Origin of the sequence: Burkholderia stabilis, assembly GCF_001742165.1 — a bacterium.
Lineage (GTDB): Bacteria > Pseudomonadota > Gammaproteobacteria > Burkholderiales > Burkholderiaceae > Burkholderia > Burkholderia stabilis.
Genome location: NZ_CP016444.1, coordinates 1,152,419 through 1,168,657 on the forward strand (window position 1 = coordinate 1,152,419; position 16,239 = coordinate 1,168,657).

The following is a 16,239-nucleotide window of genomic DNA, read 5'->3' on the forward strand; positions in this document are numbered from 1 at the left end:
GGCCTGCATCACACCGGCCCGGCTCATTCCGCCAGCGCCAGCGCTTTTTCGAGCAGCTTCTCCGCCGCCGCCGCGTCCTCCTTCGGAAGGGACGCCTTGGCCGAGCCGGGCGACGGTTTGTCGTCGTCCTCCGCGAGCACTTCGACCACCGCCACGGCCACCTCCGTCAGCACTTCGGTGGTGACTTCCGTCGTGACCTCGGTGGTCACTTCGGTCGTGACTTCCGTCGTCACCTCGGTGGTCACTTCCGTCGTCACTTCGGTCGCGGTGTTGCTGATCAGCGCGGCCACCACCGTGATGGTCGGCGGGGTCGAGCTGGATTTGGTGGTGCCCGAGAGATTGACGTAAGTGGGCTGCGCGCCGCTGTTCCACAATTCCCCGTAGAGCGTCAGCGTCGGCGCCTGCGAATTCGAGAACTGGATGATCGCGTTCTGCGGGTTGCCGTTCGCGCTGAACCACGCGAGCTGGTCGATCTCGCCTTTCGGCCCCTTCTCGCCGGTGTAGACGGGCTTGTTCACGATCGACCCGCCGTACGTGACCTGCGGCGCGCTGATGACCAGCTTGTCGCTCAGCGGCGTGCTCTTGCCGTCCGCGGTCAGGCTGAACAGGTTGTACGTGCCGTTCCACGTCGACAACTGCTGCGTGGCGGCGCCGGCGTTGCCGAACAGGTTGTTGGCGGCCGGCAGCGGGTCGCTCCCCTGCGAGAACAGGCCGACGAAGCCGTTGACGCCGCCGTTCTGGTAGAAGGTCAGCTTGGCCGACGTCGCATTGCCGCCGGTCGCCGCCCAGCTCACCCCGGTCGTGGTGAACGACGGCGACGCGATCGTGGCGCCATTGAGCGTGACGGACTGGTTGCTGGTGTCGATCACGACCGGGCCGGGAATGTAGGTTTTCCCGTCCGGCTGCAGCCAGCTGGTCATGTATGTTCCGGACACATCGAAGGAAGCCATTTTCTTGTTCCTTTTTGCATGAGGTTGGGCGGCGCTGACAGGCGTTCAGGCCACGCTCAGGTGGTCCTTGCTGGTGTACACCTCTTCCATGGCCCGGGTCACGGCGGCGGGCGTGGCGGCATAACCCTGCCCGCGCAGCCAGGACGCAACCACGCCTTCGTACTCGCCGACGGGAATGTCGTGGTTGGCGACGGCTTGCGCGGCCGCGGCTTGCCGATCGCGGTATTCGCGCGCCAGCGCCGGATCGAGCAAGGCGGCGCCGACGAAGCGGACGGCCTCCTTGTCCGGATCGCGCTTGAACATCATCCGGGTGACGCCGGTGTGCTGAAGCAGCAGGCTGCGTCGCTCATCCGCGGTCAGGCCCGGGCGCGCTTCGAGGTAGGCGCGCGGATTCGCCTGGAATTCGCCCTGCGCGCGCTGGTCGAGTGCGAGCGTGAGCAGCGTCTGGTACAGCGCATCCGACGCGAAGCTGTACTTGTAGCCGGGCGGCACCTTGTGGTTGTGGATGTTGCGCCTGGCGATGTCGGCCAGCACCCGGTAGTCTTCACGGTCGCAGATCAGCGGCGTGCGGCGCGCCTCGCTGATCTTGGCGAGGCCGAGCTTGGCGAGCATGCCCGCGTCGGACTGGATGCCGTCCTTCGCCGGAATGAAGAAGGTCGAGATGCCGGAAACCTTCGCCTTCACCTCCGGGTCGCGGTAGTCGCCGATCACATGGCGGTCGATCTGCGGCGGGCCGGAGAACATGTTCGCGACGTAGTTGATGGCCGGATGGTCGGCGCCGTAGATCTCTTCGAGGTAGTCGAGCAGCACGTCGAACTTGTCATTCTTGTAGCCGCCGAACTTGAACCCCAGATCGCCGATGCAGCCGACCTGCCAGAGCACGAAATTGGCGGTGGTGTCCACCTTGCGCCGGCGCAGCAGGAAATCGGTCGCCTCGTAGATCTGCATGCCCGGCACGCTCGGGTCCACGCCGAGGTCTGCGTACAGGCAGTCCTCGGCCGACACTGCCGGCAGCATCACTGCGTCGAAGCCTTCCTGGCGGGCGATCGCGATCGCGTTGTGCGACGGCGTCACGAATACGCCGGGGTGGCCGTAGAACAGCGCGCACACGTATTTGCCCGCCCGAACCTCGGCCATGATCCGCTCGATCATCTGCACGTACGTGATCAGGCGCGCCTTGTCGTCCGCGTAGTACTGGTAGAGATCGAACGCGTTGGGGTTCTGCGACTCGATCCACATGTCGGTGACCGGGTCGGCCGCCGCGTAGAGCACGATATCCGCCTGCTGGATGTGCGCCTGCGCCTCCAGCGTGAAGTGCGACACCGCCTTGATGCCCGATCCGATGACCACCAGCCTGCCTTTGGCCTCGCTCATTGTTCATTCTCCGTTATCAGACATACGAACATATAGACCTCTCGAATCCGGATTCGAGAAACCCCGTCGGAACGATAAAGCAGTTCCAGTCCTGTTCTGTCCTGCTCAAGACTGATAGGCGCACGACTCGATGTGGTTCGGGTTAAGCGTGCGTCATTAGGTATAGCCTGATTTGTCGGAAATTCAATGTGCAATTGAGTGTGCCGAATTTTCTTGTCAGATTCGGACGTCTTGCAAGCCGCGGGGAAACTTCAGCGTTTCCGCCCTGCTTTTTTAATTAAACAAAATACCGCCAATAATGATCGGCGGCATTGAATGATTCGAAATGAACCCCGGCCGGGGCCGGAACGTCCGGGCGCGTGGCATCTGGTTGGCGGCGGCAGCGGCGCGCCACCGCCGTCGTTGGTCCGGCCCGCGTCGCGCTTGCCGTGCCGCTTCCGGCCGATCGCAGGACGGAGCGGCGTGGCCGACGTTTCGCCGAAGCTCACCGGATCAAGCCAGGGCTGTGCCGGCTCAATTTTGGTCGAGCCTTCAAAAAATCGTAATGATCAAATTCGATGCAGCCTGGTCGTTTTGAATGGTGATTTTATGCGAGGCATTGCATCGGAAAATTGTCGTGGTGTTCTTGCCCGATTATTTTTATGGAATCGGGGGAATCGCCAGAAAGACCGGCTGCCAAAATAAAAGTCGCGGCTTTAAAACATGCACTGCCGTTTCGAATGCCTTCCGTCACACTTTCAAATGCCCATTCACACTGAAAGATCGAAGAAAGATCGTGCAACGACCTGGCCGTTCACGATCAACTCGACCTCATGCCGGCCCGCATAATGCCGGCGTGTCGTGAAATCGCGAATCGGCCGGCTCTGCCTGAGCGTCACGCGCTGCCCCGGTTCGAGCGTCAGCCCCTTCAGCTTGAACACCTTCGGCGACGCTCCGCCGTTCTGCTTCACGTACGCGATTCGATAATCGACGACGAGCCGCTGCGCCGTCGCGGCCGTCGATTGCAGCTCGCACTCGAGCGTGATCGACTCGCCGAGCACCACCCGCGCGGGCGTCACGTCGAGCGTGCCGGCTTCCAGGCGCGGCGCGCTTTCGGCGCCCAGTATCGCGAGCGCTCGCCTATCGCCCTGCTTCACGAGCGTGCGAAGCGCATGACGGACGATCCACCGCGTATGCGGATCGTCGCCGCCCCATCGTTCGGCCCGGTCGAGCACCCATGCCGGATGCGTCTTCGCCACATCGTTCAGGTGATTCGCGACCGAGCGGCGCACATAGGCGCTCGGGTCCGCGCGCAGCGTGTCGAGAATCCGCGCGGCCAGCGCCGGATCGGCCTCGATCTCGCGAAGCCGGAACGACCATGGCAGGCGCGGGCGACTCCCCTCGCTTGCCAGCCGGCGGACGGCATCGTCCGGATCGTGCGTCCAGGTTTCCATGGTCGCGAGCGCGCGCGCCCTGTCGATGCGCAGGAACTCCCGCACCGCGAATTCCGACGTGCCGAACGGCGTGAAATATTTCAGCGCGTCCATCGAGCGGTCGAAGGCGTGCCGGCCGTATTGCCCGACGTAATCGGGCGCGATGAACGAGACGAAGCCGCGGCCGAATCGCGGCGCGGCCTCCTGCAACAACGTCAGCACGGCATCGTATCCGCCGGCCAACGCGCGGGCACCCGAGTCGATCGCCGCGCTGGCGCGCCTGACGCGCTCCATCAGCGTCAAGCCGTCGAGGCCGTCGAGCGCCGTCGCAAGAAACGCGGTGCGGTCGAACGCGGGTTCGATCGAATGCAGCACGTCGGACAGCATGCGGAACTGCCGTTCGCCCAGCGATTCTTTCAGCGGGGCGGGAACTTCAATGGTCGTCATGGCGAGGAGATTCGGCGGGTGCCGCAGGTCGTCGGGTGTGAAAGCGCACAGTATCGCCGAAGCCCCTGCCAGTTCCTGTCAGCAGACTTTGCGCGGGAGCACGTTCTCGTGCGGTGTTCAGGCGGCCTGCGCGGGTGGCGAGCCGGGACCGGACCCGGCTCGCTCAGGTATCGGTCGAACGCGGTTCGCGGGACGGCTCGCGCGAACTGCCGCCGGAGAGCCGGTTGCGCACATGACCGCCAGCGATGGCCGCCACAATCAGCGACAGATAGCCGGCCACGAGGAGATGCCGCCAACCGTCGAGCGCGGCGCGGTGCGCAACCAGCGCGGCATCGGCGGCCGGTACGGCGAGATTGCCCGGCGCGATCGCGCGTGTCATCTGCACGAATCCCGCCGCCGACAGCACGGGGAGCAGCACGAGCACGGCCAGCAGCACGAACCTTGCGCGATGCCAGAACGCATGCCGGCGCAAATGAAACCACAGCCCGAGGCTGCCGTGCACCCACCCCGGTGCGAGCAGCGCGATCTGCAGGCCCTGCGTGCCGCTCGTGAGGAGCGACACGATCACCCGCTCGTAGTTCGGTTCGAAGCCGTAAAACGATGTCGCGACCCGGGTCCCGACGACATGGCGGATCAGCAGCATGGGCAGGCTGAGCCCGGCCCAGAGACGCAGCCATTCGGCGGGCGGCAGCGCCCAGTGTCGGCGGCCGTAGAGGGTGCGGATCGCCAGCGCGAAATGCAGGCCGGCCGCGCCGTACAGCAGGATCGTGCCGGGCAGGCTTTGCCAGATCCCGATCGCCAGGTGCAGCCCGCGCTCGGCGACATCGATCGACCAGATGCCGAGCGCATGATTGACCATGTGGATGGAAATATAGAGCCACAACATGATGCCGGAGCCGAGTTGCAGCATGCGCGCGGCCCGGCGCATGCCGTCGTGCGCCGGCGCCGGTTTGCCGGCATCGGGGTCATTCGCATGGCGTACCGGGCGCGGTGCGCGGTTGTGCGACGGCGGGCGCATGCGGGCGTCACGGCGAAATGGCGATGAGCGTGGTTCGTCGCTCGCGCTCGGGCCGTCGTCGCGATCGTGCGGTGCCCGGCCCGGCGTGTCCCGGCTTTGCTTCCCGTCGTCGTTCATTGGCGCCTCCCCTCGGTGCGTCCGGTGCTTGATCGGCATACCGGGAAGCAGGCCCGTTTATTCCCGCGAGACGCCACATTTTGCGCAGCAGGCGCATTGCGCGGTTTCGGGAATAGGCGCCGTGCCCGCCGGGTATACGGAGTGCAGGCTCGACGGATAACGACCGCGACGCGGCGGCATCCGTCCCATCGCAACGAACGAAACCGGGGAGACCATCATGTCCAACGTTCTGTCCCACTGGATCCTGATCGGTTGCGACGCATACGACGAGTATGTGTTCGTGCCGTGGCTCGATAAATCCGTCTATCTGCGAACGGTCACCCTGCGGCGCGTCTGCCTGTTGTGAAGGAGGCCGTGTGCCCTTGCCGGGTGCTGCGCCACTGCCGGCACCTCATGCAGCTTCGCCGACAACAGCGGTCGCGCAGGCGTGATCGCCAACGCGGCTTTCCCGTCCGCTTCACGGATGCGGTACAGCGAGACGATTCGTGACTGAGCGAATGCGCCGCGCGGAACCGGAAATGTCGACACCCGGTGCGCGACTTTCGTCTGCCGAAACCTCGCCGGCACCTGCCTGCCGGATTCGATCCCCACGAAGCGCGATTTCGTAAAAACTCAATTGGTTTGCCGCAGGCGTGCTCTTACGCTGTCCGTCACGAATTGCAGCCGGGCAAAACCCGGCACACGGGCATCGGCACGAGATCGCACGGCACACATCGCCCGTTCCGGTTGGTCATCTTCATGACCGGAGCGCGGCGCCGGCAATCACCCGCACGACGTGTACGCACACCCAAGTCCGCCGATCGAGCGCGACCTGACCCGACGCACAAGAAGAATCCGGGACGCCCCCGGAATTGATCGACCGGGTATCCGCTGTGCGGCGGGCAGGATCGCCATGCTTGCGCACCCGACAACACCCATACAACAAAGGGTTGGAGACAACATGAATCAATCGACGCCGCCGGTCCGCAGCAGCCTGTTCGTCGTTTTCCTATGCTTCCTGACGCTCGTCGCGGACGGCTACGATCTCATCGTTTACGGCGCGACCGTTCCGCATTTGCTGGCTGAGCCCGGCTGGCACCTGAGCCCCGCCACCGCCGGCATGATCGGCAGCTGGACGCTGGTCGGGCTGATGGTCGGCCTTGCCGCGGCCGGCCCGCTGACCGATCGTATCGGCCGGCGCCGTCTGCTGATGGCGGGCGTGCTGTGGTTCTCCATCGGGTCGGTCGTCTGCGCATTCGCGACGTCCCCTACGTTTCTGGGCGCGGCCCGCTTCGTCACCGGGATCGGCATGGGTGGCGTGGTGCCGTCCGCCGTGGCGCTGTCGGTGGAGTACGCGCCCAAGGGCCGCCGCCAGCTCTACAACGCGCTCACGCTGACCGGCTACTCGGTCGGCGGCATCGTCAGCGCGTTGCTCGCCATCGCGTTGCTTCACGAGCACGGCTGGCGTACGTTGTACGCGCTCGGTGCGTGCTATGCGCTGATCCTGCCGATCATGGTCTTCCTGCTTCCCGAGTCGGTGGATTTCCTGGTCGAGCGCGGCCGCATGCACGAGGCGCGTGCGCTCGCGGCCCGCTATTCGCTCGATCTCGACCAGATCCTGCGCGACAAGGATGCCCAACGCGCGTCGCAAGGTACCGCGCAGGCGGCCAGCGGCTACCGGCTGGTGCTCTCCCGCGAGTTCCGCGCCACTGCGCTGCTGCTCGCGTTCATGGCCTTCTGCCTGCAACTGATCGTCTACGGGCTCAATGCGTGGCTGCCGCAGTTGATGCGGGCGGCCGGTTATCCGCTCGGCTCGTCGCTGCAGTTCCTGCTGGTGATGCAGTTCGGCGCGGTCGTGGGCATGCTCGGTGGCGCGTGGCTGGCCGATCGCGTCGGGGCACGACGCGTCATGTTTCCGTTTCTCGTGATCGGCGGCGTGTCGCTGATCGCGCTGAGCCAGAAGCTCGGCGCCACGTGGCTGATGCTCGCCGTGTTCGGCGCGGGGCTCGGCTCGATCGGCACCAGCAGCCTGATCTACGGGTATATCGCCGCGCATTTCCCGACGTCGTGCCGCGGGTCGGCGCTGGGCGGCGCACAGGCCGTCGGGCGTTTCGGCTCGATCCTCGGGCCGATGATCGGCGGCTGGATCGTCGGCGCCAACCTTGGCCTGCAATGGAATTTCTACGCGTTCGCGCTGCCCGCCATCGTCGCGGCGACGGTCGTGCCGCTGATCCCGAAAGCGGATTGAGGTCCGCCATTCGATGGACACATACGACTACGTCGTGCCGCGGATCGTCGCCGGCAATACCAGCGCCGCCTGCAGCGTGAAAAGGCCGCACGTCACCGGGCCTCCCGAGCAGCGGGCCGGTGACGTGATGCAGGTGTGCGGCGCGCGCGTCGACGCGCTGGCCGGCTAGTCCTGATCCGGCCGGTGAAACGTCGGCCAGCGCTGCAGGACGAGTTCGCGCGACGCACCGTATGCGTAGCAACTGTCGATCTTGAGCGGTTTCCCGCTGGCGTCGGTCGCGTCGAGCAAGCCTTGCGAACGCAGCGGGTTGACGGTCTGGATGGCCGCGGTCGCGAGCGGAATCAGGATTTCCCGCAAATGCGTGCAGGTGTCGCCGGGCGGCAGGCGCTTGCGTACCTCGGCGCTCCAGCCCGCACCGATGCGCAGCCCCACCAGCGCTTGCAGCGACGCGCCGCCGCCCGGGCATTCGCGGTACGGATAGGCGCGAATGACGGTGCTGACCGCGTGGATGACCATGTCGAGGTCGAACACCACGCACAGGCCGATGTCGTGAATCGGATCGTTCGCCGGCACCACGCGCGCGCCGCTCGGCGGTGCGAAATCGTGCGATTTCAGATCCGTCAGGTGGCCTTCGATTTCGAAGAGGCCGTCGCTTCGCCTGAACCCGTCGAATGCGATGTATCGGGTGTGCAGCGGCTCGCGTGTGATGTGTTCCGTTGCCGCAGCGTTGTCGTGGGTACTCATCCCGCACTCCTGTTTGCATCGATCTCGCGCGAGACATTCGCCAGCATCTGCGCTTCGTTTCCGGCCGCCACGGCCAGCGCCGCGGGAATGACGGCCGCGCCGGGATGGCTCGGCGTCTCGCGATGCGTATTGTCGAGTTCGTCGCGGTGCGACGCCGTGTCGTGCACCCGTGCGGCAACGGATGCGTCGGCCGGCCCGTCGTCACCGGGCACCAGGCTTGCGCGCGTACCGGCGAAACGACGCGACCAGTGCGCGATCTGGCCGGTCCACGGCCAGGTCGCGCTCCACAGCGAGACGATGAAGTTGTCGAGGAAAAGGCGGCGCAGTGCCGCGGCATCGGTCGCGCGCCCGTTTGCCACGCGCGTGACATCCGTCGGTGCGGACGCAGTTTCGTCGGCGCCGGCGGGGAATTGCATGTTCCATCTCCTGTCGTGACGCGTCCGCCGGCACGATACGTGTTCATGCAGTACGTGCGCCGCATGAACGTTCCATTGCCGTCGAGACACGCAACGTACGCAGCAAAGCGCAAACCTCAGGATGGTTCGGCCATCGGCTCGCCGTCAATACGCGGCGGATGGCTCTCCCGTACTTTGAAATGCCGCTGTCGGAAACGGGCACGCAGGACCGTCGATCACCCGTATCGGTCGTGCCCGCAGGCTTTCGACGCGCACGCGATATTCTCCGCCCGATGTCGGGCGCCTGGCGCAAGACGTTCGAGGGCTCCCCCCTCTATGACGCGAACCGGCGCGATGCGCCGTCCGCGTTCCCGCTGCTCGTCGACGCGCCGAGATACCGGAAGCCGTGAAGGCGGGCGTGCCGCCGCTCACTCCGCCGGCGCGTCGCCGGCCGGCCGGTCCAGCAGTTGCCGGATCAGCGCGCGCGCAATCGGGCCTTGCTCGCGACCGCGCGCGGTCGCGATATGAATCCGGCGTACGGCCCACGGTTCCGCCAGCTCCATCACGGCGACGCGGCTGAACAGCTCGTGACTCACCAGGCACTCCGGCTGGACGGTCACGCCGAGCCCGGCCTGCACGAGGCTGACGGCCACCCCGGCGCTCTTCACGCCGTACTTCGGCTCGAAATCGATGCCGAAGCGCCGCGCCGCCGCCTTGATCGCGCCGAGCATCGCGCCGACCACGATCAGGTTCTCCGACAGCAGGTCCTGCGTCGTCAGGCTGGCGCGTGCCGCGAGCGGGTGACCCAGCGGGACGACCGCGATGAGGCGGTCCTCGCGGTAAGGCGTTACGTCGACGCCGCCGAGATCGAGCTCGTGCGTGGCCGCGAACACGCCGACGTCCGCGTCGCCGCGCGCGACGGCCTGCACGATGTCGGCGTTCTCGAGTTCGCTCACCGCGAGATCGACGAGCGGATAGTCGCGCTGGAAATCGCCGATCTCGCGCGCGAGAAACGGCACGATGATGGAGCGGGCCGACGCGACCGACAGCTCTCCCCGCATGCCGTCGGTAAACGACGAGATCTCGGAACGCATGTCGTCGAGGTTGTCGAAGATCCGGCGGATATAGCGAACCAGCACCTCACCCGCGGGGCTCGGCGCGACGCCTTTCGGGCTGCGTTCCAGCAGCTTGATGCCCGCGATGTCCTCGAGATCCTGAATGCGCTTGGTCGCGGTCGATGCGGCCACGTTCTCGCGGATGGCCGCGAGCCCGATCTGCTGCTCCTCGACTGCCGACAGGAACAGCTTCAGCGTAAACAGATCGACCTGCCGGATCAGGTGCAGGCGATTGAATGTACTCATGTCTCCCCTCATGCACGTCTTCATGACGTTGTCGGACGCCGCGACCGGTCGCACGTCGCAGTCGTGTCGGGATCGCCTTGGGGGGAAACGATACGTTGCGGCGCGCGCGCGTGGCGTGAAGAACAGCGGCGTTCAAAGCCGATCGTACACCGGGATCGACGCGAACAGTGGTGCGGCGCGGCAGGACGCGGCCGGGCGGCTCACTCCCCGCCGGCCGCGCAGGCCGCTTTCCGTGGCATGGCGAGCGGCCGCGGCGGCGCGCGGCTTCGCCAATCGTCAGACCGTTGGCGCGACGCGCCTAGCGGCCCGAACGGAGGAGCGCGTCGAGCGACGCGTTGTCGGCGCCGATGTCGCGGGCCGCGTGCAGCGGCGGCGGGCGCTTGCCGTCGAACGACAGCGGCAGTCCGACCAGGCCGATCTCGTCGTCCGACGGTTTCTCGATGATGCCGAGCGCGTGCGTCTGTGCATGCGCGACCACCTCCGCCGTGGTCTGGATCGGCGCGACGGGAATGCCGGCCGCCTGCAGTCGTGCCTGCCACCCCGCGCGATTGTCCGTCGACAGCCGCTCGCCGATCAGGCGATCGATCTCCGCGCGATTGCGCAGCCGCCCCGCGTTGGTCGCGAACCGGTCGTCCAGTGCCCATTCGGGACGCTCCAGCGCCGCGCACAGCTTGGCGAACAGCGCATCGTTCGCGGCGCTGACGATCAGGTGGCCGTCGGCCGTCGAATACGCGCGATGCGGGACGATGAACGCGACGCCCGAGCCGTGCCGGCCGCCGGTGTCGCCGTCCGCGCTGTAATTCGCGATGGCCACCGACATCCAGCCGATCGCCGTCTCCAGCAGCGAGCCGTTGACGGTCGCACCGCAATGCTTGATCTGGCGGCGATACAGCGCCGACAGGATACCGATCACGGCCCACAGCCCCGCGCCGAAATCGACGATCGATACGCCGGCGCGAACCGGCGACTGCCCTTCCTCGCCGGTGATGCTCATGATCCCCGAGAACGCCTGCATCAGCGGATCGTAGCCGGGCAGCGTGTTCATCGGCCCGAGATGGCCGAACGCGCCGATCTCGCAGTAGACCAGCTCCGGCTTGGTCACGCGCAGGCTGTCGGCGTCGAGGCCGTATTCCGCGCTCGAGCCCGGCCGCAGGTTGTGGATGAACACGTCCGCATGCTCGGCGATCAGCCGGTGCAGCGTCTCCAGTTGCTCGCGATCCTTGATGTCGATGCAGATCGCGCGTTTGCCGCGATTCAGCGCATGAAACGCGGCGCCGCTGCCCTTCCATTCGCTCGGCCCCCAGCCGCGCGCCGAGTCGCCCGTCGGGCGCTCGATTTTCCAGACTTCGGCGCCGAGCGCCGCGAGGATTTTTCCGCTGAACGGCGCCGATGCGCTATCGCTCAGTTCGACCACTACGACGCCCGACAGTGGCAGGTCACGCAACATGTCGCTTCTCCTTATTTCGTGTTTACTGCGATTGGTGCGAGCTGTCCGCGTCCGGCGCATATACGCCGCCGGAACGCAGCATCCTGTCGATTTCCTCGGGACCGAAACCGTACTCGGCCAGCAGCGCCACCGAATGCTCGCCGAGGCGAGGCGCCGGATGGCGCAGCGCCGGCGCGCTTTCGCTCCATTGCTGCGGAACGCCCAGTGTCCTGATCCGGCCTTCGGACGGATGATCCTGCTCGGCGAAGAAGTCGACCGCCTTCATGTGCGGATCGTCGAGCAGCGTTTCGGGCGTATGCATTTCGATCACGGGGATGTCCGCTTCGGTCAGCGTCTGGATCCACTCGGCCGTGGTGCGCGTTTCGAATACGCGCGCAAGGAACGCGTACAGGTGCGCGATGTGCTCGGTTCGTCCGCCGATGTTGTTGAAGCGCGGATCCTCGGCCATCTCCGGATGGCCCGACAGCACGAAGAAGCGGTGCCAGTGATGGTCGGCGTAGACGTTCACGCCGATGTAACCGTCGAGCGTGCGGTACGGGCGCCGGTCCGGGTTCATCATCCGCGCATAACCCCAGTCGCCGAGCGGCGGCACGAACGTGTGGCCGTACAGGTGATCGCCGAGCACGAAATGCGCGAAGGTCTCGAGCATCGGCACGAACACCTGCTGCCCGACGCCGGTCTTCTCGCGCCGGTAGAGCGCCATCGCCACCGCGTTGCTGGTCGCCATGCCGACGACGCGGTCGGCGACCGCCGTCGCGACGTAGGTCGGCGGCCCCTTCTTCCGGCTTTGCAGCACCGGCATGCCGACCGCGGCCTGAATCAGGTCGTCGTACGCCGGGCGGGCCGCATACGGGCCGTTCTGCCCGAATCCGAACGCGCCGCAGTAGATGATGCGCGGGTTGAGCCGGCGCACGTCCTCGTACGCGATGCCGAGCTTCGCCATCGTGTGCGGCCGCATGCTGTAAAGGAGCACGTCGGCCGATTCCGCCATGCGCCTGAGCGCGGCGATCCCGTCCGGATGCTTGAGGTCCAGCACGATGCTGCGCTTGTTGCGATTCAGGTGCAGGAAGATCGGGCCCATGCCGGGATGGCGGCTCGGGCCGATGTTGCGCGTCGTGTCGCCGTCGCGCGATTCGATCTTGCACACGTCGGCGCCCATGTCCGCGAGCAGCAGCGACGCATAGGGGCCCATGAAATTCGACGTCAGGTCGAGGATGCGTACGCCATCGAGCGGTCCGGCCATGTCAGCCTCCGTCGACGTCAAGAAAATTGAACAGCTTCACGATGTCTCCTCCGTGATCGGGCTGCCGCGCGGGCGCCGGTGTGCCGGCGCTCCGCGGGCGTCCCTCAGGTTTCCGACGGCACGAACACCGGCAGCTTTTGCTCGCCGCGCTGCACGAACCGGACTTCGACGGGCTGGCCGATCCGGATCGTTTCAGGCGGTGCGTCGATCTGCGCGAACAGGTAATAGCCTTCGTCCATGCGGATGAAGCCGACCGTGTACGGAACGATCTCGGCCCACACCGGCGTCGGTCCGCGCGTGATCGTGCTGTGCGAATAGATTTCGCCGCGGCCCGACGCTTCGGTCCAGTCGAGCGATGTCGCACCGCAATGCGTGCAGAACGAGTGAGCCGGCCACACGGCTTCGCTGCACGCCGTGCAACGCTGGAACGTCAGCCTCTCTTCGGCCAGCGCATCCCAGTAGGGTTGCGCGTCGAGCAGCCGGTAAGGCTGCGGCCAGGCATTCGGCGAATGCGTTTCGGTCATGGAATGCTCCGGTCAGATATCACGTTGCGGACGACAGCAGCAGCACCGCGCCGGCGGCCAGCATCCCGCCCGCGCCCTGCACCAGCACGGTTTCCGGGCGACGGGTCGGCGCGAGCCCGAGCGCCTCGCCGCGCAACTGTCGGACGGCTTCGATCAGGCTGTCCATGTTGCACGAGATGCCGGGCTGCCCGAACGACAGCCAGCCGCCGTTGGTGTCGGTCGGCAGGTCGCCGTCGACGCCGGTACGGCCTTCGCGATAGAGATCGATGCCGCGCCCCTTCTTCGCGAAGCCCAGGTCCTCCATCACGATCGGCCCCATGTGCGCGAAGTTCACCGAGATCTGCGCCATGTCGATGTCCGCAGGCGACAGCCCCGACATCGCATACGCCTGCCGTGCCGCCTCGGCGGTCGCCGTGGTCGTCAGGTTCGGCAGTGCGCCGAGGCTGTCGAACCGGCATTGCCGCAGGTTCATCCGGTCGGTCAGGTATTCGTGGGTCGTGGCCGATCCGTAGCCGAGCAGGTACACCGGATCGCGTGCGTGGCGCGCGTTCTCCGGCGACGTCACGACCAGCGCCCCGCCGGTGCCGCCGCCCCACGTCGAGCACATCCAGCGACGCAGCGGCGTCGCCACGTACGGCGACGACATCACCGCCGCGCGATCGATCTCGCCGAACTTCGCCTTCGCCGCATGCGGATGATGGCGGCCCCAGCGCTGGTTCGCGATCACGACATCGGCGAGATCGTCCTCGGTGATGCCGAACTCGTGAAAGTAGCGCTGCGCGGCTTGCGCATAGAGCGCCGGAATCGTCGGGCCGTACGGAATCTCGAACTGCGGGTCCGCGTCGGCTTCCGCGCCCATCGCGACCGCGTCGACGAACAGCTCGGTCGCGTCGCTCTGCAGGCACAGCACGTATTCCGCGCGGCCGGCCGCGATCATCTGCGATGCGACCGCGAGCGTCGACGTCAGGCCGGCGCCGTGCATCGTCAGCTCGCTCGTGAGCGTCACCGGCATCTGCATGTGCGAGATGAAGATGTTGCTCCACTGCGAACGCTTGTCGGCCCACGGCGAGCGCCCCGTGAATACGGCGTCGACCTGGTTCTTGCCGATGCCCGCGTCGGCGAGCGCGTTGCGCGTCGCCTCGGCGGCCAACTGCAGCGGGTCCTTGCGATTCGCGCGCGACGCATAGGCATCGCCCATGCCGACGATCGCCGCAACCGGACGAGGAGTCATGGCCGCGCTCCTCAGACCTTGAACTCGGGCTGCGCTTCGGCGATCAGCGCGTCGAGGTCGGCGCGCTTGCGCAGCATCAGCAGGCTCCATTCGCTGCGCTGCACGACTTCGCCGCGCTGGTTGTACGCCTGGATCAGCATCGTGCCGACGCCGAACTTGTCGTCCTTGTCCTTCTTCGCGATGACTTCGGCGGTCGCGTAGACGGTGTCGCCGATCTTCACCGGGTTCAGGAAGCGCATCTTGTCGACGCCGTAGTTCGCCTGGATCGCGGGGCCGAACTGCAGCAGGCCCGAGATCAGCGAGAACGTCAGCATGCCCTGCACGATGCGCTCGCCCCAGCGGGTTTTCTCCGCGTATTCCTTGTTCGAGTGGATCTCGATCCAGTTGCCGGTGAACATGCAGAACATCACGACGTCGCTCTCGGTCACGGTGCGGCCGGGCGAACGGAATTTATGGCCGACTTCGAGCTCGTCGAGCGGAATGTTGACGCTGTTGTTGATGCCGCTCATGGCGGTGTCTCCTGATTGCTTGGTTCGAGGGAGCCGGCGCGGCGGCGGCAAGCGCGCCGCGCCGGTGGAAGGCTCGGTGGCCCGTTACTGACGCATCGACTTCGCGATGATCGTGCGCTGGATCTGCGACGTACCGCCGCCGATCGTCGATTGAATGCTTTCGCGCAGGTAACGTTCCATGTCGGCTTCCGGCAGGTTCGCGTAGCCGCCGAGGATCTGCATGCCGGCCAGCGCGCATTCCTTCAGCGTTTCCGAGCCGTACAGCTTCGCCATCGACACTTCACGGCTGCACGGCACGTGATCCGCCGCCATCCGCGCCGCGCGATAGCAGAGCAGGCGTGCCGCGTCGACCTTCGTCTGGCAGTCGGCGAGCAGGTGGCGAATCACCTGGAAGTCGTACAGCTGATGGTCGAACTGAATGCGATCGTGCGCGTAGCGCGTTGCCGTCGTCACGGCCTGTTGGGCATTGCCCGTATAAGCCGCCGCCACCGCGCAACGCTCGAGTTCGAGGTGTTCGGTGATGATCTTCCAGCCCTGCCCCTCTTCGCCCAGCAGCGCATCGGCCGGCACGCGCACTTCGTCGAGGAAGATTTCGGTCGTGCCCGTCGCGTGACGCGACAGCGTCGGCAGCTTGTTGATCACCACGCCCGGCGTGTCGTTCGGGATCAGCAGCACCGACAGGCCCTTGTGCTTGTCGTCCGTGCTGGTACGCACCAGCATCGCGATCACGGTGTCCTTCGCGGCCGCGCCGCTGCACCAGAGCTTCTGGCCGCTGACGATCCAGTCGCCGTTGGCGTCGCGGCGTGCACGCGTTTTCGTGTTCGCCGCATCGGAACCCGCATCGGGTTCGGAGATCGAGACCGAGAAGCGGATCTTGCCGTCGATGAACGCCTGCACGTACTTTTTCTTCTGCTCCGGCGTGCCGAACTTGGTGATGTTCATTGCAGTGAACGTCGGCACCAGCACCGAGCACGCGAAGTCGAAACCGAACTTGCCGAGGCCTTCGGCCATCAGCGAATAATCGAAGATGTCGCCGCCCGAGCCGCCCTCTTCCTCGGGAATCAGGAGCCCGAGCCAGCCCTGCTTCGCGATTTTTTCATACGCCTCGTACGGGTAGTCGCGATTCATGTCGCACTTGCGCACGTATTCGACCGTGATCTCGTTGTCCATGAACTTGTTCACGGTGTCGAGCCACATGGTCTGCGATTCGTCGAGAAAGTTAGCCATTTGTCTTCGCTCC

The 16,239-nt window shown here is 66.1% G+C and carries 17 protein-coding genes; 4 read left to right on the forward strand and 13 right to left on the reverse strand.

Features of this window, described 5'->3' with window-relative positions:
• Positions 1–23: 23 nt before the first annotated feature.
• Both BBJ41_RS37575 and BBJ41_RS37580 read right to left on the reverse strand, forming a co-directional pair.
• A complete protein-coding gene (locus tag BBJ41_RS37575; protein WP_197680916.1) occupies positions 24–920 on the reverse strand; it encodes a hypothetical protein in 897 nt (298 codons plus the stop codon).
• A gap of 75 nt (positions 921–995) precedes the next feature.
• Complete coding sequence (locus tag BBJ41_RS37580) at positions 996–2,324, reverse strand: SAM-dependent methyltransferase (protein ID WP_069751303.1); 1,329 nt, start codon at positions 2,322–2,324, stop codon at positions 996–998.
• Positions 2,325–2,639: 315 nt separating this feature from the next.
• Here BBJ41_RS37580 and BBJ41_RS41000 point away from each other — a divergent pair, with 315 nt between their 5' ends.
• The gene (locus BBJ41_RS41000) at positions 2,640–3,008 is read left to right on the forward strand and encodes a hypothetical protein (protein WP_156815011.1); all 369 of its coding nucleotides are present in this window, start codon (positions 2,640–2,642) and stop codon (positions 3,006–3,008) included.
• Between the two features lie 65 nt (positions 3,009–3,073).
• On the opposite strand, the gene BBJ41_RS37585 is transcribed toward BBJ41_RS41000, so the two are convergent.
• Both BBJ41_RS37585 and BBJ41_RS37590 read right to left on the reverse strand, forming a co-directional pair.
• Complete coding sequence (locus tag BBJ41_RS37585; protein WP_069751304.1) at positions 3,074–4,183, reverse strand: DNA alkylation repair protein; 1,110 nt, start codon at positions 4,181–4,183, stop codon at positions 3,074–3,076.
• Between the two features lie 163 nt (positions 4,184–4,346).
• Positions 4,347–5,201: a hypothetical protein gene (locus BBJ41_RS37590; RefSeq protein WP_418222328.1), complete on the reverse strand. Its 855-nt coding sequence runs from the start codon at positions 5,199–5,201 to the stop codon at positions 4,347–4,349.
• A gap of 334 nt (positions 5,202–5,535) precedes the next feature.
• Between BBJ41_RS37590 and BBJ41_RS41955 the strand changes: the two genes are divergently transcribed.
• The 3 genes from BBJ41_RS41955 to BBJ41_RS41005 all read left to right on the forward strand — a co-directional run bounded on the left by BBJ41_RS41955 (position 5,536) and on the right by BBJ41_RS41005 (position 7,714).
• A complete protein-coding gene (locus tag BBJ41_RS41955; RefSeq protein WP_021162513.1) occupies positions 5,536–5,664 on the forward strand; it encodes a hypothetical protein in 129 nt (42 codons plus the stop codon).
• Between the two features lie 594 nt (positions 5,665–6,258).
• On the forward strand, positions 6,259–7,545 hold the full coding sequence (locus BBJ41_RS37595) for an MFS transporter (RefSeq protein WP_069751305.1): 1,287 nt from the start codon (positions 6,259–6,261) through the stop codon (positions 7,543–7,545).
• Positions 7,546–7,558: 13 nt separating this feature from the next.
• Entirely contained in the window at positions 7,559–7,714 is a 156-nt protein-coding gene (locus BBJ41_RS41005; RefSeq protein WP_156815012.1) for a hypothetical protein, read from the forward strand.
• Here BBJ41_RS41005 and BBJ41_RS37600 read toward each other — a convergent pair.
• From BBJ41_RS37600 to BBJ41_RS37645, 9 genes are all read right to left on the reverse strand, one after another.
• Positions 7,711–8,289, reverse strand: a complete 579-nt coding sequence (locus tag BBJ41_RS37600; RefSeq protein ID WP_069751306.1) for a DUF2889 domain-containing protein — start codon at positions 8,287–8,289, stop codon at positions 7,711–7,713. The two genes, BBJ41_RS41005 and BBJ41_RS37600, sit on opposite strands and share 4 nt — an antisense overlap.
• Positions 8,286–8,705: an MmgE/PrpD family protein gene (locus tag BBJ41_RS37605; protein ID WP_069751307.1), complete on the reverse strand. Its 420-nt coding sequence runs from the start codon at positions 8,703–8,705 to the stop codon at positions 8,286–8,288. The genes BBJ41_RS37600 and BBJ41_RS37605 overlap by 4 nt, the downstream gene beginning before the upstream one ends.
• A 407-nt stretch (positions 8,706–9,112) precedes the next feature.
• Positions 9,113–10,045, reverse strand: coding sequence for a LysR family transcriptional regulator (locus BBJ41_RS37615; protein ID WP_069751309.1), 933 nt, complete (start codon positions 10,043–10,045; stop codon positions 9,113–9,115).
• A gap of 298 nt (positions 10,046–10,343) precedes the next feature.
• Entirely contained in the window at positions 10,344–11,492 is a 1,149-nt protein-coding gene (locus tag BBJ41_RS37620; protein WP_069751310.1) for a CaiB/BaiF CoA transferase family protein, read from the reverse strand.
• A gap of 22 nt (positions 11,493–11,514) precedes the next feature.
• Positions 11,515–12,735, reverse strand: a complete 1,221-nt coding sequence (locus BBJ41_RS37625) for a CaiB/BaiF CoA transferase family protein (protein ID WP_069751311.1) — start codon at positions 12,733–12,735, stop codon at positions 11,515–11,517.
• 104 nt (positions 12,736–12,839) lie between these two features.
• On the reverse strand, positions 12,840–13,259 hold the full coding sequence (locus tag BBJ41_RS37630) for a Zn-ribbon domain-containing OB-fold protein (RefSeq protein ID WP_069751312.1): 420 nt from the start codon (positions 13,257–13,259) through the stop codon (positions 12,840–12,842).
• A gap of 19 nt (positions 13,260–13,278) precedes the next feature.
• Positions 13,279–14,490: a thiolase family protein gene (locus tag BBJ41_RS37635; protein ID WP_069751313.1), complete on the reverse strand. Its 1,212-nt coding sequence runs from the start codon at positions 14,488–14,490 to the stop codon at positions 13,279–13,281.
• A gap of 11 nt (positions 14,491–14,501) precedes the next feature.
• On the reverse strand, positions 14,502–14,999 hold the full coding sequence (locus BBJ41_RS37640; RefSeq protein ID WP_069751314.1) for a MaoC family dehydratase: 498 nt from the start codon (positions 14,997–14,999) through the stop codon (positions 14,502–14,504).
• Positions 15,000–15,083: 84 nt separating this feature from the next.
• The gene (locus tag BBJ41_RS37645) at positions 15,084–16,226 is read right to left on the reverse strand and encodes an acyl-CoA dehydrogenase family protein (RefSeq protein WP_059241745.1); all 1,143 of its coding nucleotides are present in this window, start codon (positions 16,224–16,226) and stop codon (positions 15,084–15,086) included.
• Positions 16,227–16,239: the final 13 nt, after the last annotated feature.